At 56.5% G+C, this 18,798-nt stretch carries 17 protein-coding genes, 3 tRNA genes and 2 other RNA genes; 19 read left to right on the plus strand and 3 right to left on the minus strand.

Translation table 11 applies throughout. The annotated features are described in order from the left end of the window. Positions 1-418: 418 nt before the first annotated feature. The 16 genes from cydA to NP77_RS22790 all read left to right on the plus strand — a co-directional run bounded on the left by cydA (position 419) and on the right by NP77_RS22790 (position 10,279). Positions 419-1,990: a cytochrome ubiquinol oxidase subunit I gene (gene cydA, locus NP77_RS04635; protein ID WP_008925025.1), complete on the plus strand. Its 1,572-nt coding sequence runs from the start codon at positions 419-421 to the stop codon at positions 1,988-1,990. Between the two features lie 11 nt (positions 1,991-2,001). Further along, positions 2,002-3,141 carry a cytochrome d ubiquinol oxidase subunit II gene (cydB, locus tag NP77_RS04640; protein WP_033762876.1) on the plus strand — a complete coding sequence of 380 codons (1,140 nt, stop codon included), beginning with the start codon at positions 2,002-2,004 and terminating at the stop codon, positions 3,139-3,141. A gap of 15 nt (positions 3,142-3,156) precedes the next feature. Next, the gene (gene cydX / locus NP77_RS22780; RefSeq protein ID WP_072040350.1) at positions 3,157-3,261 is read left to right on the plus strand and encodes a cytochrome bd-I oxidase subunit CydX; all 105 of its coding nucleotides are present in this window, start codon (positions 3,157-3,159) and stop codon (positions 3,259-3,261) included. Further along, positions 3,261-3,554: a cyd operon protein YbgE gene (gene ybgE, locus NP77_RS04645; RefSeq protein ID WP_039659184.1), complete on the plus strand. Its 294-nt coding sequence runs from the start codon at positions 3,261-3,263 to the stop codon at positions 3,552-3,554. Before cydX ends, ybgE begins: the two co-directional genes overlap by 1 nt. 178 nt (positions 3,555-3,732) lie before the next feature. Continuing rightward, positions 3,733-4,137 carry a tol-pal system-associated acyl-CoA thioesterase gene (gene ybgC / locus NP77_RS04650; protein WP_008925029.1) on the plus strand — a complete coding sequence of 135 codons (405 nt, stop codon included), beginning with the start codon at positions 3,733-3,735 and terminating at the stop codon, positions 4,135-4,137. After that, entirely contained in the window at positions 4,134-4,820 is a 687-nt protein-coding gene (tolQ, locus tag NP77_RS04655; RefSeq protein ID WP_003853142.1) for a Tol-Pal system protein TolQ, read from the plus strand. The genes ybgC and tolQ overlap by 4 nt, the downstream gene beginning before the upstream one ends. Positions 4,821-4,833: 13 nt before the next feature. Continuing rightward, positions 4,834-5,262, plus strand: coding sequence for a colicin uptake protein TolR (gene tolR / locus NP77_RS04660; RefSeq protein ID WP_039659298.1), 429 nt, complete (start codon positions 4,834-4,836; stop codon positions 5,260-5,262). A gap of 27 nt (positions 5,263-5,289) precedes the next feature. Continuing rightward, positions 5,290-6,624 (plus strand): cell envelope integrity protein TolA, encoded by a 1,335-nt coding sequence (gene tolA, locus NP77_RS04665; RefSeq protein WP_008925030.1) that lies wholly within the window; start codon positions 5,290-5,292, stop codon positions 6,622-6,624. A gap of 115 nt (positions 6,625-6,739) precedes the next feature. Beyond that, a complete protein-coding gene (gene tolB, locus NP77_RS04670; RefSeq protein WP_003853138.1) occupies positions 6,740-8,035 on the plus strand; it encodes a Tol-Pal system beta propeller repeat protein TolB in 1,296 nt (431 codons plus the stop codon). A 51-nt stretch (positions 8,036-8,086) separates the two neighbouring features. Next, on the plus strand, positions 8,087-8,614 hold the full coding sequence (gene pal / locus NP77_RS04675; RefSeq protein WP_003853135.1) for a peptidoglycan-associated lipoprotein Pal: 528 nt from the start codon (positions 8,087-8,089) through the stop codon (positions 8,612-8,614). Between the two features lie 9 nt (positions 8,615-8,623). Further along, a complete protein-coding gene (cpoB, locus tag NP77_RS04680; RefSeq protein ID WP_039659186.1) occupies positions 8,624-9,418 on the plus strand; it encodes a cell division protein CpoB in 795 nt (264 codons plus the stop codon). 164 nt (positions 9,419-9,582) lie between these two features. After that, positions 9,583-9,658, plus strand: a tRNA-Lys gene (locus NP77_RS04685). 71 nt (positions 9,659-9,729) lie between these two features. Next, a tRNA-Lys gene (locus NP77_RS04690) sits at positions 9,730-9,805 on the plus strand. A gap of 46 nt (positions 9,806-9,851) precedes the next feature. Beyond that, positions 9,852-9,927 (plus strand) — tRNA-Lys (locus NP77_RS04695). Positions 9,928-9,970: 43 nt separating this feature from the next. After that, positions 9,971-10,105: non-coding RNA, RtT sRNA (locus tag NP77_RS22785), on the plus strand. A gap of 43 nt (positions 10,106-10,148) precedes the next feature. Further along, a non-coding RNA gene (locus NP77_RS22790) (RtT sRNA) lies at positions 10,149-10,279 on the plus strand. A gap of 380 nt (positions 10,280-10,659) precedes the next feature. Here the strand turns inward: NP77_RS22790 and NP77_RS04700 are convergent. Further along, positions 10,660-12,135 (minus strand): AlkA N-terminal domain-containing protein, encoded by a 1,476-nt coding sequence (locus NP77_RS04700; protein ID WP_039659187.1) that lies wholly within the window; start codon positions 12,133-12,135, stop codon positions 10,660-10,662. Between the two features lie 158 nt (positions 12,136-12,293). Here NP77_RS04700 and NP77_RS04705 point away from each other — a divergent pair, with 158 nt between their 5' ends. The 3 genes from NP77_RS04705 to pnuC all read left to right on the plus strand — a co-directional run bounded on the left by NP77_RS04705 (position 12,294) and on the right by pnuC (position 14,770). After that, positions 12,294-12,836: a methylated-DNA--[protein]-cysteine S-methyltransferase gene (locus NP77_RS04705; RefSeq protein ID WP_039659189.1), complete on the plus strand. Its 543-nt coding sequence runs from the start codon at positions 12,294-12,296 to the stop codon at positions 12,834-12,836. A 126-nt stretch (positions 12,837-12,962) separates the two neighbouring features. Further along, a complete protein-coding gene (gene nadA, locus NP77_RS04710) occupies positions 12,963-14,024 on the plus strand; it encodes a quinolinate synthase NadA (RefSeq protein WP_039659190.1) in 1,062 nt (353 codons plus the stop codon). A 23-nt stretch (positions 14,025-14,047) separates the two neighbouring features. Next, positions 14,048-14,770, plus strand: coding sequence for a nicotinamide riboside transporter PnuC (gene pnuC / locus NP77_RS04715; RefSeq protein WP_003851908.1), 723 nt, complete (start codon positions 14,048-14,050; stop codon positions 14,768-14,770). Here pnuC and zitB read toward each other — a convergent pair. Beyond that, a complete protein-coding gene (gene zitB / locus NP77_RS04720; protein ID WP_039659192.1) occupies positions 14,764-15,753 on the minus strand; it encodes a CDF family zinc transporter ZitB in 990 nt (329 codons plus the stop codon). The genes pnuC and zitB overlap by 7 nt on opposite strands. Beyond that, on the minus strand, positions 15,731-18,787 hold the full coding sequence (locus NP77_RS04725; RefSeq protein WP_231572315.1) for an ATP-binding protein: 3,057 nt from the start codon (positions 18,785-18,787) through the stop codon (positions 15,731-15,733). The genes zitB and NP77_RS04725 overlap by 23 nt, the downstream gene beginning before the upstream one ends. Positions 18,788-18,798 lie beyond the last annotated feature (11 nt).

The raw sequence follows: 18,798 nt of genomic DNA on the forward strand, positions 1-18,798 counted from the left end.
TTCACGTCTTATTTCATTAATGACAATTTTTTAACAGGAAACTGACCCAGCTCTATCTGGAAACTTATTACGTTAATCCAGATCAATAAATCACGTTTTATATCCAACTATATCTCTGGCAAAGCGCAACGCTAAGGGCGTAAATTGCGCTGCATCAATCCAGCCTTTTACACAAATTTTCATACGTCTGCTCAACCCGGGATGACACCCACTTTTCTCCTGTTAAAGCAGCCGTTAATAAAGCGCTGATTGACATTTTTCAGAGCTGCTTCATTCGTTACTCGCCTTTTCGGGCAGCTCACAGACCTGTTCTGCTGGTAATAAAAAACTGGAATCAATAAACAGTCGTTCCTGACTCCGATTACGTTCGATCTGATCGCGCGCGTGACGGAGACAAAGCGAGGAGCAAGGAGTCCTTATGTTAGATATCGTCGAGCTGTCGCGGTTACAGTTTGCCTTAACGGCGATGTACCATTTTCTGTTCGTCCCTTTAACGCTGGGTATGGCGTTTCTGCTGGCGATCATGGAAACGGTCTATGTCCTGAGCGGTAAACAAATTTATAAAGATATGACGAAGTTCTGGGGCAAGTTATTTGGTATTAACTTTGCGCTGGGCGTCGCTACCGGACTGACCATGGAATTTCAGTTCGGGACAAACTGGTCATATTACTCTCACTACGTCGGCGATATCTTCGGCGCGCCGCTCGCCATTGAAGGTCTGATGGCGTTCTTCCTGGAATCGACCTTTGTCGGCCTGTTCTTTTTTGGCTGGGATCGGCTGGGTAAAGTGCAGCACATGGCGGTGACCTGGCTGGTCGCCCTGGGCTCGAATATGTCTGCGTTGTGGATTCTGGTCGCCAACGGCTGGATGCAGAACCCTATCGCTTCAGAGTTCAACTTTGAAACCATGCGCATGGAGATGGTCAGCTTCTCAGAGCTGGTGCTGAACCCGGTGGCACAGGTGAAATTCGTTCACACCGTCGCGGCCGGTTACACCACAGGCGCGATGTTTATCATGGGCATCAGTGCCTGGTACATGCTGAAAGGCCGCGACTTCGCCTTTGCTAAACGCTCGTTCGCTATCGCGGCCAGCTTTGGCATGGCGGCGGTGCTGTCAGTGATCGTGCTGGGTGATGAGTCTGGTTATGAAATGGGTGATGTGCAGAAAACCAAGCTGGCCGCGATTGAAGCGGAGTGGGAAACCCAGCCGGCGCCGGCGTCCTTTACCCTGTTTGGCTTGCCCGATCAGGCCACTCAGGAGAACCGGTACGCCATTCAGATTCCCTGGCTGCTGGGCCTGATTGCCACCCGATCCACGGATACGCCGGTGACGGGCCTGAAAGAGTTAATGGCACAGCATGAGGTGCGCATCCGCAACGGCATGAAAGCCTACGCCTTGCTGAACGAACTGCGCGGTGGCAGTCAGGATCAGGCGGTACGGGACGCGTTCAACAGTCACAAACAGGATCTCGGTTACGGTCTGCTGCTAAAACGCTATACCGATAACGTGGCGGATGCGACAGAAGCGCAGATCAAACAGGCGACGCAGGACTCTATCCCGCGTGTTGCCCCGCTTTATTTCGCCTTCCGTATCATGGTGTTGTGTGGTGTTCTGCTGCTGGGCATTATCGCGCTGGCGTTCTGGAGCGTGTTGCGTAACCGCATCGGTAAAAATCGCTGGTTACTGAAAGCGGCGCTGTTTGGTATCCCGCTGCCGTGGATCGCAATCGAATCCGGCTGGTTCGTCGCGGAGTATGGTCGTCAGCCCTGGGCTATCGGTGAAGTTCTGCCGACTGCGGTGGCGAACTCTTCTCTGACTGTAGGCGATCTGTTGTTCTCGATGATCCTGATTTGCGGACTCTACACGCTGTTCCTGGTGGCTGAGATGTACCTGATGTTCAAATTCGCCCGCCTTGGGCCGAGCAGCCTGAAAACCGGGCGTTATCATCATGAGCAGATCACGGCAACCACGCAGCCGGTTCGGGGATAAGGAGAGCGACCATGTTTAATTATGAAGTTCTGCGCTTTGTCTGGTGGCTGTTGATTGGCGTGCTGCTAATCGGCTTTGCTGTCGCAGATGGTTTTGATATGGGCGTCGGCATGCTGACGCGCATTCTGGGTCGCACCGATACTGAGCGTCGCATTATGATTAACAGTATCGCCCCGCACTGGGACGGCAACCAGGTCTGGCTTATCACTGCCGGTGGCGCACTGTTTGCCGCCTGGCCGATGGTCTATGCGGCGGCCTTTTCTGGCTTCTACGTGGCCATGATTCTGGTGCTCGCCTCGCTGTTCTTCCGTCCGGTTGGCTTCGATTACCGCTCGAAGATTGAAGACAACCGCTGGCGCGGTGCCTGGGACTGGGGCATCTTCATCGGCAGCTTCGTGCCGCCGCTGGTCATTGGCGTGGCGTTTGGCAACCTGTTACAGGGCGTGCCGTTCCATGCCGATGAGTATCTGCGTCTGTTCTACACCGGCAACTTCTTCCAGCTGCTGAATCCGTTTGGCCTGCTGGCTGGTGTGGTCAGCGTAGCGATGATTCTGGCACAGGGCGCAACCTATCTGCAGATGCGCACCACGGGCGAACTGCATCTGCGTTCACGCACCGCAGCACAACTTGCCGCCCTGGTGATGATGGTCTGCTTCATCCTGGCCGGTGTCTGGGTGAAATATGGTATTGATGGCTATGTGGTGACCAGCACGATGGATCACTTTGCTGCCTCTAACCCACTGGGTAAAACGGTAGTGCGTGAGGCAGGTGCCTGGATGGTCAACTTCCAGAACCATCCTGTGCTGTGGCTGTTCCCGCTGCTGGGCGTGGTGTTGCCGCTGCTGACCATACTTTGCTCGCGGGTTGAGAAGGGCGCCTGGGCATTCCTGTTCTCTTCACTGACGCTGGCCTGCGTCATCATGACCGCCGGCATTGCGATGTTCCCGTTCATCATGCCATCCAGCACCGTGCCGGGTACCAGCCTGACGATGTGGGATGCAACGTCCAGCCTGCTGACGCTGCAAACGATGACCGTTGCCGCCGCTATCTTTGTTCCAATCATTCTGATTTACACCACCTGGTGTTACTGGAAGATGTTTGGTCGTATTACCAAAGAGCATATTGAAAGCAACAGTCACTCACTCTATTAATTAAGGAGAAGTCGCATGTGGTATTTTGCCTGGATTCTCGGCACGTTGCTGGCCTGTGCCTTTGGTATCGTGACCGCGCTGGCGATTGAACACGTTGAAGCGCAGGATGAGCCTCACTGATGCGTACGCCAATTCGGATTCTGTATGATCTGATGGATAAGGGCCCGTTACGGGCCCTTTCACTGCTGCTGGCGCTGCTGGCGGCTGGCGGCGTGATGTGGGACCCGACCCGCTTTGCTAACCACGCGGGTCAGCTGCCCGCGCTGCAGGGTCTGGTGCTGATCTGGGCGGTCTGCAGTGGTGTGATTCACGGTACAGGCTTCCGGCCACAGCAAACCCGATGGCAGGCGCTGTTTAGCCCGTTACCCGCCATGCTGGTGTTATTTATCGCGCTTTACCGTTTTTACCTGTAACACCCCGCCTCACCAGCGCTGTCAGTGAATATTTGTCAGCGTCTGGTCAATTAATCTTCCTGAAATCGTTCCATTTGTTACCGAGCGATAATTATTTTCGCCTGGCTCTGACGAGCCATTCCCAACCCCAATTCTCTTGCGTATAGTAGCAACGTTTAAAACGAGGCCGGGATGTAGAGTGAGTACAACGCTGTTTCGCTGGCCGGTTCGGGTCTACTACGAAGATACTGATGCCGGTGGTGTGGTTTATCACGCCAGCTATATCGCTTTTTATGAACGAGCACGTACCGAAATGTTGCGACAGCACCATTTCAATCAGCAGATGCTGTTAGAACAGCAGATCGCTTTTGTGGTACGGCGCATCACGGTGGACTATCTTGCAGCGGCGCGTCTTGATGACCTTCTGGAGATCCAGAGCGAGGTCACCTCAATGACTCGGGCTACCATGACGTTCACTCAGCGTATCGTGAATACTGAAGGCAAAGTGCTCAATGAGGCAGAGGTCCTGATTGCCTGCATTAACCCTCATCTAATGAAGCCGATTGCGCTTCCCAAGTCTATTGTCGCGGAGTTCAAGCAGTGACTGACATGAACATTCTTGATTTGTTCCTGAAGGCGAGCCTTCTGGTCAAACTTATCATGTTGATTTTGATCGGCTTTTCTATTGCCTCCTGGGCCATCATTATTCAGCGCACACGTATTCTGAATGCGGCGGGAAGAGAAGCTGAGGCATTTGAAGACAAATTCTGGTCCGGCATCGAACTCTCCCGACTGTATCAGGAGAGCCAGGAGCGTCGGGAAGAGCTGGGCGGCTCGGAGCAGATTTTCTACTCCGGCTTTAAAGAGTTCGCCCGACTGCACCGCGCTAACAATCATGCGCCGGAGGCGGTTATTGATGGTGCAAGCCGTGCGATGCGTATCTCAATGAACCGTGAGCTGGAAGCGCTGGAAAACCACATTCCGTTCCTCGGTACTGTCGGTTCAATCAGTCCCTATATCGGGCTGTTCGGTACTGTCTGGGGGATCATGCACGCCTTTATCGCCCTGGGCGCGGTGAAGCAGGCAACACTGCAGATGGTGGCACCGGGTATCGCTGAAGCATTGATTGCAACCGCAATCGGTCTGTTTGCGGCAATTCCGGCGGTAATGGCGTACAACCGTCTGAACCAGCGCGTCAACAAACTGGAGCAGGGCTACGACAACTTCATGGAAGAGTTCACTGCCATTCTGCATCGCCAGGCTTTCTCCAGCGATAGCGCTAAGTAAATAGAGGTTAATGATGGTCAGAGTACGTGGTCGCAAACGCCGCGACCTGAAGTCGGAAATCAACATCGTTCCGCTACTGGACGTCCTGTTGGTGCTGCTGCTGATCTTCATGGCAACGGCACCCATTATTACCCAGAGCGTGGAAGTGGATCTGCCTGATGCGACCGACTCTAAAACCGTTTCCAGCGATGATAATCCGCCGGTAATTGTTGAAGTGGCGGGCGTGGGGCAGTACAGCCTGGTCGTGGATCACGATCGAATGGATCAGCTCCCCCCCGAGCAGGTGATCAGCGAAGCGCAGCGTCGACTGGAAGCAAATCCTAAGACGGTGTTTTTGATCGGGGGCGCGAAAGAAGTGCCTTACGATGAAATCATTAAAGCGCTCAACCTGCTGCACCAGGCGGGTGTTAAATCTGTCGGTTTGATGACGCAGCCGATTTAAAATCGAACCGTTTTTTGGGAACCGAGTGTGTCGAAGGCAACCGAGCAAAACGAGAAGTTAAAGCGCGCGATAATCATTTCGGTGATTCTGCATATCGTGTTGATCGCGCTGCTGATTTGGAGCTCGTTTAATGAGCACGTTGACCCCAGCAGTGCGGGTGGCGGAGGCAGCGATATTGATGCTGTGATGGTCGATCCCGGTGCCGTCGTGAGTCAATACAATCGTCAGCAGAACCAGCAAAGCGACAGCCAGCGGGCTGAGCAACAGCGTAAAAAGCAGGCGCAGCAGCAGGCAGAAGAGCTGCAACAGAAACAGGCTGCTGAACAGCAGCGTCTGAAAGCGCTGGAAAAAGAGCGTTTAGCCGCGCAGGAAACCGCGAAAGAAGAGGCTAAACAGCAGGCTGAGCAGCAGAAAGCGGCAGAAGACGCCGCGAAACAGGCTCAGGAACAGCAGAAAACCGCCGAAGCGGCAGCAGCTAAAGCTAAAGCGGATGCGAAAGCACAGGCGGATGCTCAGGCCAAAGCGACTGCTGAGCAGGCGAAGCAGGCCGCAGCCGAAGCAAAGAAGCAGGCTGATCAACAGGCGAAAGCCGCTGCTGCCGCTGCGGCAAAAGAGAAAGCCGTTGCGGAGGCGAAGGCGAAGTCGGAAGCGGATGCAAAAGCGGCGGCTGAGGCCAAAGTGAAGGCGGCTGCGGATGCCAAAGCTAAAGCCGCCGAAGAAGCGAAAGAGAAAGCCGCAGAAGCGAAAGAAAAAGCTGCTGAGGCAGCAAAAGAGAAAGCCGCTGAAGCCGCTAAAGAAAAAGCCGAAGCCGCCAAAGAAGCTGCCAAAGAGAAAGCTGAGGCGGCGAAAGAGGCCGCTAAAGAGAAGGCGGAAGCGGCTGCTAAGGCGAAAGCCGATGCGGCTGCCAAAGCGAAGGCTGAGGCTGCCGCTAAAGCCAAAGCAGATGCGAAGGCGAAAGCTGCCGCCGATGCGGCCAATGACAGCGATGTTGATGATTTGCTGGGTGGACTCACTTCCGGTAAAAATGCACCGAAAAGCGGCACATCAGGTGGCGCAGCGGGGCAGGGCAACCAGAAGAAAGCGGGGGCATCGGGCGCTGAGATCAACTCCTACATGGGTCAGGTGGTGAGTGCGATTCAGAGCCGATTCTACGATGCCGATCTGTATCGCGGAAAAACCTGTGATTTGCGGATTAAACTTGCGCCTGATGGCTTGTTGATTGATGTTAAGTCAGAGGGTGGTGATCCCGCGCTCTGCCAGGCCGCGATTGCTGCTGCCAAACAGGCACGTATTCCGAAGCCGCCTTCTCAGGCGGTCTACGAAGTGTTTAAAAACGCCCCGATGCGTTTTAAACCGCAATAATGCAGTCACGGTCGGCAAGTTGATCTATGTTTAGCTTGCCGTACTTATGTTGTACTCGTGGTTTCCAGGAACAGTGCCAATTATCGTGGACTGAGGTTCAGATAAGGGAGATAAAATGAAGCAAGCTCTTCGCGTTACGTTAGGCTTTTTTATCCTGCTGTGGGCAGCCATGCTGCATGCAGAAGTTCGAATTGAGATCACCCAGGGTGTGAATACCGCGCGCCCGATTGGCGTGGTGCCGTTTAAATGGGCCGGTTCTGGTGCCGCGCCGGAAGATGTTGGCGGCATCGTGGCGGCTGACCTGCGCAACAGTGGCAAATTCAATCCACTGGATCGCTCACGTCTGCCACAGCAGCCAACCAGCGCGCAGGAAGTGCAGCCTGCCGCCTGGAGTGCACTCGGCATCGACGCCGTAGTCGTCGGTCAGGTCGCGTCTAACCCGGATGGCAGCTATCAGGTCTCTTACCAGCTGGTTGACACCGGCGGTGCGCCGGGTACAGTGCTGGCACAGAACTCATATAAAGTGACAAAGCAGTGGCTGCGCTATGCCGCTCACACTGCCAGTGACGAAACGTTCCAGAAGCTGACAGGCATTAAGGGCGCTTTCCGCACCCGCATCGCTTATGTCGTGCAGACCAACGGTGGCCAGTTCCCTTATGAGCTGCGCGTCGCTGACTACGATGGCTATAACCAGTTCGTCGTGCATCGTTCACCACAGCCACTGATGTCGCCAGCCTGGTCTCCGGATGGCAGCAAAGTGGCCTACGTGACCTTTGAAAGCGGCAAGTCCGCGCTGGTGGTCCAGACGCTCTCTAACGGTGCCATCCGTCAGGTTGCCTCATATCCGCGTCACAACGGTGCTCCGGCATTCTCGCCAGATGGTTCTAAGCTCGCTTTCGCACTCTCTAAAACCGGTAGCCTGAACCTCTATGTGATGGATCTGGCGTCAGGTCAGACGCGTCAGGTGACGGATGGTCGTTATAACAGTACTGAACCGACCTGGTTCCCGGACAGCCAGACTCTGGCTTATACCTCCGATCAGGCGGGTGCCCCTCAGATTTATAAAGTCGGTATTAATGGCGGCACGCCACAGCGTATTACCTGGGAAGGCGGTCAGAACCAGGATGCGGATGTGGCAACAGATGGTAAATCTATGGTGATGATTAGCACCAACGGTGGTGCTCAACACGTCGCCAAACAGGATCTGGAAACGGGAGCCGTTCAAACGTTAACGGACACGTTCCTGGATGAAACGCCGAGCCTGGCACCAAATGGCACAATGGTAATCTACAGCTCTACTCAGGGTATGGGTTCCGTGTTGCAGTTGGTTTCAACCGACGGCCGTTTCAAAGCGCGTCTTCCGGCAACTGATGGACAGGTAAAATTTCCTGCCTGGTCGCCGTATCTGTAATGTCTGACACTTCAGACATCGCAAACAATAAACAATAATGGGATTTTTGAAATGCAACTGAACAAAGTGCTGAAGGGTTTGATGCTGGCTCTGCCGGTTCTGGCAGTAGCGGCTTGTAGCTCACACAAAAACAACAACAATGACCAGACTGGCATGGGTGCTGATGGCGCTTACGGTGCAAATTCTGGCATGAACGGCAACGGCGGCAACATGTCTTCTGACGAGCAGGCTCGTCTGCAGATGCAGCAGCTGCAGCAGAACAACATTGTGTACTTCGGTCTGGACAAATATGACGTTCAGTCTGATTACGCACAGATGCTGGATCAGCACGCAACTTTCCTGCGCAGCAACCCATCATACAAAGTGACCATCGAAGGTCATGCGGATGAGCGCGGTACGCCGGAATACAACATCGCCCTGGGCGAACGTCGTGCTAACGCCGTTAAGATGTACCTGCAGGGTAAAGGCGTGTCGGCTGATCAGATGTCTATCGTTTCTTACGGTAAAGAGAAGCCAGCCGTTCTGGGTCATGACGAAGCAGCGTATTCTAAAAACCGTCGTGCCGTTCTGGTCTACTAAGAGAATCACATGGTTAGTAACTTCAGACGTCATCTGTTGAGTCTGTCGTTACTGATTGGCGTAGCGGCCCCCTGGGCCGCTAATGCCCAAGCGTCAATCAGTAGCGTTGGCTCCGGCTCGGTCGAAGACCGTGTCACCACTCTTGAACGAATCTCTAATGCCCAGGCACAGCTGATGCAGCAATTGCAGCAGCAGATGAGCGATAACCAGCGTGATATTGATGCGCTGCGTGGGCAAATCCAGCAAAACACGTATCAGTTGAATCAGGTGGTTGAGCGGCAGAAGCAGCTTTACCAGCAGATTGACACGCTGAGCAGCGCCAGCAGCAACGGCGGGCAACAGGCAGCCGGCAGCGATGCCGCAGCAGATACAGGCGCAGCCGCAACCGCAGGCGCGGCAGCATCAGCGGAGAGCGCACCTGCGCAGACCGGCGATGCGAACAGCGATTACAATGCGGCTGTGGCGCTGATTCTGGAGAAGAAACAGTATGATCAGGCGATCAGCGCGCTTCAGGCGTGGGTAAAACGTTACCCTGATTCGACCTATCAGCCGAATGCGAATTACTGGCTGGGTCAGCTGAACTACAACAAAGGCAAAAAGGACGACGCGGCGTATTATTACGCCACGGTAGTGAAAAACTATCCGAAGTCGCCGAAAGCTGCAGAAGCGTTGTTGAAAGTGGGTGTGATCATGCAGGAGAAAAAAGACACGGCGAAAGCCAAAGCGGTCTTCCAGCAGGTGATCAAACTTTATCCAGACACTGAATCTGCTAAACAAGCTCAGAAACGTCTGAGCGGTCTGTAATTTGTCCGGTTCAGACCAGATATCGTGTGATTTCTGGTCTTGCCGTATGAAAGGTAAGCAACTGAAGCGTTTAGCAGAAATAAGAGTTGCGCTACCCCGCTAAATCAGTAATATATGCCGCCGTTGCCGGGACACATTGAAAAGTGTCTGGTAAGCCTGAAGATGGGTCGTTAGCTCAGTTGGTAGAGCAGTTGACTTTTAATCAATTGGTCGCAGGTTCGAATCCTGCACGACCCACCATCTCCTTCAGACGCGCTTTTTACCGCGCAGTTTCAAGAAGAACACTTCAGCATTGCTTCACAACCTAAGATGGGTCGTTAGCTCAGTTGGTAGAGCAGTTGACTTTTAATCAATTGGTCGCAGGTTCGAATCCTGCACGACCCACCATCTTATCTCAGACGCCTGGTGCGCTGAACGGTTGTAAGCCCCCAGCGGGTCGTTAGCTCAGTTGGTAGAGCAGTTGACTTTTAATCAATTGGTCGCAGGTTCGAATCCTGCACGACCCACCAATTAAGAAAGAAGCGCCCTTTGGGCGCTTTTTTCGTTTCCGGGGCACGGACTTTACCGTGCAGGGTGAGAACCTGCAGCAGGTTCGACTGAATCGCCGGGCGATTCAGGCTGTTGCGTCAGCATCACCCGGAGGGCGAGGCCCTGGGAAGGGCCGAGGCAATCCTGCACGACCCACCAATTAAGAAAGAAGCGCCTTTTGGGCGCTTTTTTCGTTTCCGGGGCACGGGCGTTACCGTGCAGGGTGAGAACCTGCAGCAGGTTCGACTGAATCGCCCGGTGATTCAGGCTGATGCGTTAGCATCACCCGGAGGGCGAGGCCCTGGAAGGGCCGAAATCCTGCACGACCCACCAATTAAGAAAGAAGCGCCCTTTGGGCGCTTTTTTCGTTTCTGCTGTATCTATTTATTATTCAAAAGCACAATGCATCTGGCATTTAAGATAGTGATCAAGCCTGGCCTGTATCGCTATGAGATCCAGCCTGCGCAGAGAACACGGTCAGATCGGAAAGACGCAAAATCCGTCATCCATGACACGCTCGGCCCGCTCCGTCCCTGGAGCGGGACGCTTTCCTCCTCTGACCGGGTTCCCTGCGCTTTAAACTCATTTATTACGGTCAGATTCAGCCGGATGATGGTTTGCCAGCAGATTGGAAGCTTTTTATGGCGCTTTTATTATTTCTGCGATACTGCTTGTGCAAGTCTGGGTGATAACCTGCATCTCTGTATCCATCCTCACGGCTTTTTCTTCACCTTCGCCACTGCCAGGCTCTCCCAGATATGCATCACCGCATAGCTGCGCCAGGGACGCCAGGATTGCGAGCGCGCTTCTGCTTCTTTAGATGACATGCCGCCCAGGTTATTACGGATGGCAATGTCCTCTTTGGGAAAAGCATCCGGCCAGCGCAGGGCGCGCATCGCGATATAGTGCGCGGTCCAGGGACCAATGCCCGGCAGGCTGACCAGCTTTTTTATTACCTCATCAGGCGGCTGCGCGGCACTGAGACGCAGATCGCCGCTGGCGCAGGCGGTGGCAAAGGCGATGATGGCGCGGGAGCGGGCAGCGCTGACGATGCCCATCGGCGCAACGTCATCCACCGTCAGCGCTGCGATGCGTTCAGGAAGCGCGGTGTAGCGGGTCAGGTCGGCAAAGGGCGTTTCACAGGGCTCGCCAAAGGCGGCGGCAAATCGGCTGCTGACTGTGGTGGCGGCTTTAACGGTCACCTGCTGGCCGATAATAGCGCGCACGCCAAGTTCAAAAGCGTCGAAGGCGCCCGGCACACGCAGACCAGGATGTGCAATCAGGCTGGGTGCCAGCAGCGGGTCCTGAGCCAGACAGGCGGCGATACGCTGCGGCTGCGCGTCCAGGTCAAACAGATCGCGCAGGCGGCGCAGCAGCAGCGGCAGAACCGGCGTCAGTGAGGTTGAGAGCGTCACCTGCAGCGCGTTCTTCTGCGGCAGATGGGATACACTGACCCAGCCCCGAAAACGTCCCAGCGCCACGGTACGTCGCCAGCAGCCATCTTCCACTGCCTCAACTTCCTTCATCAGGTGTGTCTGCAAAAACCAGAGCATCGCCGCCCAGTCGTAGGGCGGGCGATAGGCCAGCCGCAGCGTCACACGGTCGCCGGGCTGCGCACGCTTCGCGCCGGTATCCTCGCGACGCAGCGCGCTTGGCGTCATGCGGTAGCGAGCCTGGAAAACATCATTAAAACGGCGCAGACTGCTGAAGCCACTGGCGTAGGCGACCTCCGTGACCGGCAGTTGTGTTTCTGTCAGCAACTGCTTGGCCAGCAGCATACGCCGTGTCTGCTTCAGCTCCAGTGGTGAGACGCCGAGTTCATGTTGCACGATACGGCGCAGCTGACGCAGGCTGAGACTGAACTCAGCGGCAATCGCCTCCAGACCTTCGCGCTCCTCCAGCATCCCTTCCTCAATGCGCTGAATCAGCTGCTCCGCCACGCGATGCGGCTGATCGACAGGCGCATTGCCGGGAGCCAGCTCAGGCCGGCAGCGCAGGCAGGGGCGAAAACGCGCTTTCTCCGCCGCCTCGGCGCTGCTGAAGAAAAGACAGTTTTTCTGCATCGGCGCTTTTACCGGGCAAATTGGGCGGCAATAGATACCGGTTGAGGTCACGCCCACAAAGAAAACGCCGTCGAAGCGGGTATCACGTGAGGTCAGCGCCTGATAGGCAATGTCGGGATCGAGCATGGCATTTCTCCGGTAAATAAGCGCAGCCTACAGGGGGGAATCCCGGCAGACTGGCTGTTTTCGGACAGCACAACAGTTTATAACCATGACCGAAAACAGCCAGTCAGGCTGATGAAAAGTGCGATACTGGACGACGGAACCGTGACGGGAGAATCACCATGTACTACTTCAAACAGATAGTTACCCCGGTGGGCAAGCTGAAGCTGGTCGCCAGCGATATCGGCCTGGCGGGGATTTTGTGGGAAAACGACGATCCAAAACGCACCCGGTTTTTACCTCAAACGCGCAATGACGATCATCCCATTCTGATCGAAACCGCGCGTCAGCTCAGCGAGTACTTTACCGGTGCGCGACGCTGTTTTGCGTTGCCGTTCGACATGGTCGGCACCGACTTTCAGAAAAAAGTCTGGCAGGCGCTGGTGGCGATACCGTTTGGTGAGACGCGCAGCTACAGCCAGATTGCACGGGAGATCGGCCATCCACAGGCGGTGCGCGCGGTCGGCGCGGCCAACGGCCGTAATCCACTTTCCATTGTCGCACCGTGCCATCGCGTGATCGGTGCCAACGGCAAGCTGACCGGCTTTGCGGGCGGCCTGGAGACCAAAGCTTTCCTGCTGGCACTGGAAGCGCCGCAGAAAACGCTGGTGCTGGCAGATGAAACGCAGACGGGCAGGGTCGGTGCTGTAACGCAGGCAGAGTAAAAATCTCACGACACAGTGTGGCTTTTCCGTTATCGTGTTTAGCATATAAAACACGACGGCGGATTCATCGCCAAAATTCGCCTCCGCAGGTGATTTTCGTTAATTAGACAAAACGAGAGCTGTGTCATGAGTGTAATGTTCGATCCTGAAAGCGCCGTTTATCCTTTTCCACCGAAACCCGCCCGCCTGAGTGACGGTGAGAAGACGTTTTACCGTGAGAAAATCAAAGCGCTGCTGAAAGCGCGAAACGCGGTGATGGTGGCGCACTATTACACCGATCCGGAAATTCAGGCGCTGGCGGAAGAGACAGGCGGCTGCGTCTCCGACTCGCTGGAGATGGCGCGTTTCGGCAGCAATCATTCGGCGACCACGCTGCTGGTGGCGGGCGTGCGCTTTATGGGTGAAACCGCCAAAATCCTCAGCCCCGAAAAAACCGTGCTGATGCCGACCCTGCAGGCGGAGTGTTCACTGGATCTCGGCTGTCCCATTGAAGAGTTTAACGCCTTCTGTGATGCGCATCCCGATCGCACCGTGGTGGTCTATGCCAATACCTCGGCGGCCGTCAAAGCCCGCGCCGACTGGGTGGTCACTTCCAGTATTGCGGTAGAGCTGATTGAGCATCTCGACAGTCTCGGCGAAAAGATCATCTGGGCACCGGATCGTCACCTTGGTCGCTATGTTACCCGGATGTCGGGTGCAGATGTGTTGTGCTGGCAGGGCGCCTGCATTGTGCATGACGAGTTCAAAACCCAGGCGCTGCAGCGCATGAAAGCGCTCTATCCCGATGCGGCGGTGCTGGTGCATCCTGAGTCACCGCAGGCGATTGTCGAACTGGCGGACGCGGTCGGCTCGACCAGCCAGCTGATTCAGGCGGCGAAATCCCTGCCGCATCCGCAGATGATTGTGGCGACCGACCGCGGCATCTTCTACAAAATGCAGCAGGCGGTGCCGGATAAAGAGCTGCTGGAAGCGCCGACCGCAGGTGAAGGGGCAACCTGCCGCAGCTGCGCGCACTGTCCCTGGATGGCAATGAACGGCCTTAAAGCCATCGCAGAGGCGCTGGAGTCGGGTGGGGTGGAACATGAGATTCAGGTGGATGAGACGCTGCGAGAGGCGGCGTTACTGCCGCTTAATCGCATGCTATCCTTTGCAGCGGAACTTAAACTCAACGTGAAGGGCAACGCCTAAGCGTTCCCGGACAGGTGCTCTGCATGGACTTCTTCAGCACACATAATATTCTGGTTCATATTCCTCTGGGTGCCGGAGGCTACGATCTCTCATGGATTGAGGCCATCGGCACGCTGGCGGGCTTACTCTGTATCTGGTTTGCCAGCCTGGAAAAAATTATCAACTATCCGTTTGGCCTGATTAACGTCACGCTGTTTGCGGTGATCTTCTTTCAGATCCAGCTCTATGCCAGCCTGCTGCTGCAGCTCTTCTTCTTTGCCGCCAATCTCTATGGCTGGTACGCATGGAGCCGACAGACCGAAGATCATCAGGCGGCGCTGAAAATCCGCTGGCTGCCGCTGCCTGGAGCGCTGGCCTGGACAGCAGGGTGTGTGATTGCGATTGCGCTGATGACCCTCTATATCGATCCGGTGTTTGCGCTGTTAACCCGTGCGGCGGTAACGCTGATGAACGGTCTGGGCCTGTCGGTGGCGATGCCTGCGCTGCAGCCGGATGCCTTCCCGTTCTGGGATTCCTGCATGATGGTGCTGTCTATTGCCGCGATGGTGCTGATGACGCGCAAATATGTGGAGAACTGGCTGCTGTGGGTCATCATCAATGTGATTAGCGTGATGATCTTCGCCCGTCAGGGTGTCTATGCGATGTCGCTGGAGTATGTGATTCTGACGCTGATTGCGCTGAACGGATCACGTATGTGGATCCGCAGCGCGCGGCAACAGGGTTCCCGCGCGCTGTCAGCTCAGTGAGTGTGCTTGTCGCCTTTAACATGAGCAGGGCCATGATCGTGGTCGTGAGAATGACTGTGGTCATGGCCGGTGGCAGCCGCACTGCCTGAGCCGAGTTCACACTCCGCACCGGCGCAGGGCTGGTACTCCATCTGCACTGTCGCGTGCGCGATCTGATAGTTCTCGCGCAGATAGTCGTGAATGCGATGCAGCAGCGCATCATGATCGTAAGGCGGGATCACCTGCGCATGCAGCGTCAGCATCGGCTTTTCGCCCACCTGCCACAGATGCACATGGTGAATATTGCGCACCTCGGCGATGTTCAGGGTGAGATCCCGTGTCAGCTTGTTCACATCCAGTGAATGCGGTGCCCCTTCCAGTAACTCCTGCAGACTCTCACGCAGCAGCGACCATGCGCTGCGTAGCACCAGCAGTGACACCAGTAACGACAGAATCGGGTCGATGGGCGTCCAGCCGGTCAGCAGTATGATTACTGCCGCGACAATCGCGCCCACTGAACCGAGCAGGTCACCCATCACATGCAGCGCCGCGGCCCGCACGTTGAGGTTCTTCTCTCCGCTGCCATGATGCAGCAGCCAGAACGAGAGCAGATTGGCCAGCAGGCCGCCGATCGCGATTCCCAGCATCAGTCCGCCGGTCACCGGTTGCGGGTCGGCAAAGCGGCGCACTGCTTCCCAGACGATCAGCGCAGTAATGCCGAGCAGTGCAATGGCGTTAACAAATGCGGCTACCGTGGTCAGACGCAGCAGGCCAAAGGTGTGACGTGCATTGGGTTTACGGCGTGAGAAATGGACCGCCAGCAAGGCCATCAGCAGTGCGGCGGCATCGGTCAGCATATGCCCGGCGTCCGCCAGCAGCGCCAGTGAACCAGAGAGCCAGCCGCCAATGACTTCAGCAACCATGAAGACGACGGTCACCCCGAAGGCGGCCGCCAGACGCGTGCGATTACTATCCTGCCCGCTATGAGTGTGGGTATGTGCCATAAGTTTCCAGTTTTTTCAGTAACCTGTTTGCTAATAATATCAGTAATTGCCACGTCTCAGACGGGTCCTGATGCTGTTTTACCTGCTCCGTCAGTTGCTGGCTGAGCTGCGCGCCATGCTCCAGCCCCACCAGTAAAAAGCTTCCTTTCATCCTGTGTGCCGCCTCAGCGAACGGCGTCCAGTCCGCACGATCATGCGCCCCCTGCATCGCGGCCAGATCCTGCGTAACCGTGCTGTGCAGCGTCTGGCTCAGACGGTTGAGGAATTTTTCATTCTGCTGTGCCAGTTGCCACAGATTGTCATCCAGTGACGCCAGCGGATCGTCCTGCCACGCTTGCTGCCACTCTGCCAGCAACGCGCTGAGATCGCCTAACTGCACCGGTTTGATCAATACCCGCTCCCGCTCCTCAAGCGAGCGCGACAGCAGCTGCGCATCAGCCGAGCAGAGTACCCGCATCGCCTGCCGTCTCCGCTGGCGGTCACGCCGACGCAGTATCCGCAGCAGCAGCGTGCCGTCGGGACGCGGCATCATCTGGTCGATAAACAGCAGGTCATAAGGTTGCTGCGCATCGGCCTGCAGCAGCGCACGTCCCTGCTCAAAGATGTCAGCCTGAATGGCAAAGCGTGCCAGCTGCTGCTGCATCACCAGCAGGTTAGTCGGGTGGTCATCCACAATCGCCACCCGCAGCTGCGGAAAACCGGGCAGGGCGGATTCGTCCACGTGGTTTGCTGGCGTGCAGATCTCAAGCGGCAGCGTCACAGTGACCTGAGTGCCGAGCCCCGGTTCTGAGGCGAGCCGGATATCGCCGCCCATCCGCAGCACTATTTCGCGGCAGATAAACAGCCCCAGGCCGCTGCCCTGCACCGAAACTGATTTTCCGGACGGCGCCTGATACCAGGGATCAAACAACTTCTGCTGTTCCTCCGATGGGATACCGCTGCCGCTGTCGCTCACTGTGAGAATCAGCTGTTGATCCTGGGCAGCCAGGGTCAGGCGAATCGTGCCGTGACGCGTAAATTTCAGCGCATTGGTCATCAGGTTGTTGATCACCTGCTGCAGGCGATCGGCATCGATGAGCACCGTGTCAGGCAGCGGCGTCAGCGCCTCGACAATCAGACGCGGCCCGTCACCGCGCATTAACGGGTGATAAAAGTGCTGCTGCTGGCTGAGCCATTGCGCCAGCGCCAGTGGACGGGGTGCCAGGGTAAAACTGTTGCTCTCAATGCGGGCATGGTCCTGCAGGTCATTCAGCAGCGTCAGCAACGATTGAGCGCTGCTGTGAAGCAGCGTCAGGTTCTGGCTGCTGTGCTGCTGTTTTTCCAGCTCAAGCAGCCCCAGGATAGCCTGCATCGGCGTGCGCAGCTCATGACTGACGGTTGCCAGAAACTGGCTTTTCATCGCATTTGCATGCTCTGCCTGTTCACGCTGCTGACGCTCGCGGCGCTGTTGCCAGTAACGGCGTGCCAGCAGCAGCAACAGCAGCACAATGGCCGCACCGGCCACCGCCAGCACCATCATTGGCAGCGAACCCATTGCCATCACGCTGCCGGGCTGCGGCGGGGTAGACCAGCTGTCGCGCATCTGGCTCTGGGTATCGGCCGGAATCTGCTGCAGAGCACGATCCAGCAGCGTGCGCAGCACCGCCTGGTCGGGTGTGACGCCCAGCGCGATGGGCCAGGCGATGTCGCTGGCGGCAAAGGCCAGGTGGATGCGCGCATCATCGCGGCTGGCAATACGCCAGCGGGCGGAAAGCACATTATCGACCAGCACATCGATCTGCCCTTTTGCCAGCGCGTCATAAAGGCTATTACGGTCGGCAAACTGCAGGGGCTGCAGATCCGCAGGCAACAGGCGCAGCGCCAGGTCATCCTGCAATACACCAATCCGTTTGCCGCGCAGGTCGCGCCAGTGCGCCAGCGTGTCAGACTGGATACTGTAGATGCCCCACAGCGCCCGCCACACCGGCAGCGACGTACTCTGCATCGCATCGCCGTTCAGCGGCTGCATCAGCTGCAGCATCGCCTGCTTTTGCTCAATCAGGGTGCGTGCCTGACGGGGATTGCTGACCCATACCGGCTCAAACTGCAATCCTGTGCTCTGTGCTATCGCTTTCAGCAAGTCCACGCCATAACCTCTGGCGGTGCCGCTGGCATCGCGGTAGCTCCAGGGATAGTTGTCCGGTTCGGCGGTGTAAGTAACGCGCGGATGATCGGCGATCCAGGCGCGTTCAGCGGGGCTGAGCATCAGGGTCTGCGTATCCTGATAGCGCGGCAGGTTACTGCTCCAGCGCGCCTGTAGCGTGTTCATCAGTTCCGCTGGCAATTGACGCAGGCTCTGATTAATCCAGCTGATAAGCTGAGGATCACGTGCCACCGCGCGCAGGTTAAGCTGTCCGGCCTCGATGTGAGAGGCGATCTGGTAAATCTGGCCCTGCTGAAGCTGGCTTAACAAAAAACCGGCGCTGGTCTCATCCGCCACCAGATAGTCATTCTGCTGATTGAGCAGGGTGTAGAGCGCCTGCAGATCGCTGCTGTAGCGTCTGAAGCTGTGGCGGGCCGCCAGCGCGGGCGGCAGTTGGGCCAGCGTGCTGTCGCTGATCGCCAGTTGGGCATTCTGGCTGTTAAACATCACGGCACGCTGGTTTTGCTGATTGCGGTAGACACGCAGCGGGCTGCTGTACCAGTTATCGCTGCTCAGGGTGCCGGCGGGCAGGGGCGTGACCCACATGCCCAGCGCGAAATCAATCTGGCCGCTGCTCAGTGCCTGCATGAGATGCAGCTGATCGCTGTACAGGTTGAGGGTGAACTGCGCGCCGGTCAGCTGTCGCAGCGCGGAAAGATAGTCGGCATTGATGCCATAGAGGTCATTGCCGATGCGCATTGTCCAGGGCGCGTGGTTCTCTTCCAGCAGGCCAACGCGCAGAATTTTGCCCTGCATGGTTTCCGCGTGCGTCACCGGCAGCATCATCGGCAGATTGACGCTGCTCACCGGACGCACCTCAGCCAGCGCGGAGCCGCACAGCAACAGCAGCATCAGCAGAAAAA

Origin of the sequence: Pantoea sp. MBLJ3, assembly GCF_000816655.1 — a bacterium.
Taxonomy (GTDB): domain Bacteria; phylum Pseudomonadota; class Gammaproteobacteria; order Enterobacterales; family Enterobacteriaceae; genus Pantoea; species Pantoea eucalypti.

Excerpts from the sequence above, each read along its gene's own strand:
- NP77_RS04705 (WP_039659189.1), top strand. The coding sequence starts at position 12,294 with ATGTACTACTTCAAACAGATAGTTACCCCGGTGGGCAAGCTGAAGCTG.
- cydB (WP_033762876.1), top strand. The coding sequence starts at position 2,002 with ATGTTTAATTATGAAGTTCTGCGCTTTGTCTGGTGGCTGTTGATTGGC.
- tolB (WP_003853138.1), top strand. The coding sequence starts at position 6,740 with ATGAAGCAAGCTCTTCGCGTTACGTTAGGCTTTTTTATCCTGCTGTGG.
- pal (WP_003853135.1), top strand. The coding sequence starts at position 8,087 with ATGCAACTGAACAAAGTGCTGAAGGGTTTGATGCTGGCTCTGCCGGTT.
- cpoB (WP_039659186.1), top strand. The coding sequence starts at position 8,624 with ATGGTTAGTAACTTCAGACGTCATCTGTTGAGTCTGTCGTTACTGATT.
- ybgE (WP_039659184.1), top strand. The coding sequence starts at position 3,261 with ATGCGTACGCCAATTCGGATTCTGTATGATCTGATGGATAAGGGCCCG.
- NP77_RS04700 (WP_039659187.1), bottom strand. The coding sequence starts at position 12,135 with ATGCTCGATCCCGACATTGCCTATCAGGCGCTGACCTCACGTGATACC.
- NP77_RS04725 (WP_231572315.1), bottom strand. The coding sequence starts at position 18,787 with ATGCTGCTGTTGCTGTGCGGCTCCGCGCTGGCTGAGGTGCGTCCGGTG.
- cydA (WP_008925025.1), top strand. The coding sequence starts at position 419 with ATGTTAGATATCGTCGAGCTGTCGCGGTTACAGTTTGCCTTAACGGCG.
- tolR (WP_039659298.1), top strand. The coding sequence starts at position 4,834 with ATGGTCAGAGTACGTGGTCGCAAACGCCGCGACCTGAAGTCGGAAATC.
- zitB (WP_039659192.1), bottom strand. The coding sequence starts at position 15,753 with ATGGCACATACCCACACTCATAGCGGGCAGGATAGTAATCGCACGCGT.
- pnuC (WP_003851908.1), top strand. The coding sequence starts at position 14,048 with ATGGACTTCTTCAGCACACATAATATTCTGGTTCATATTCCTCTGGGT.
- nadA (WP_039659190.1), top strand. The coding sequence starts at position 12,963 with ATGAGTGTAATGTTCGATCCTGAAAGCGCCGTTTATCCTTTTCCACCG.
- cydX (WP_072040350.1), top strand. The coding sequence starts at position 3,157 with ATGTGGTATTTTGCCTGGATTCTCGGCACGTTGCTGGCCTGTGCCTTT.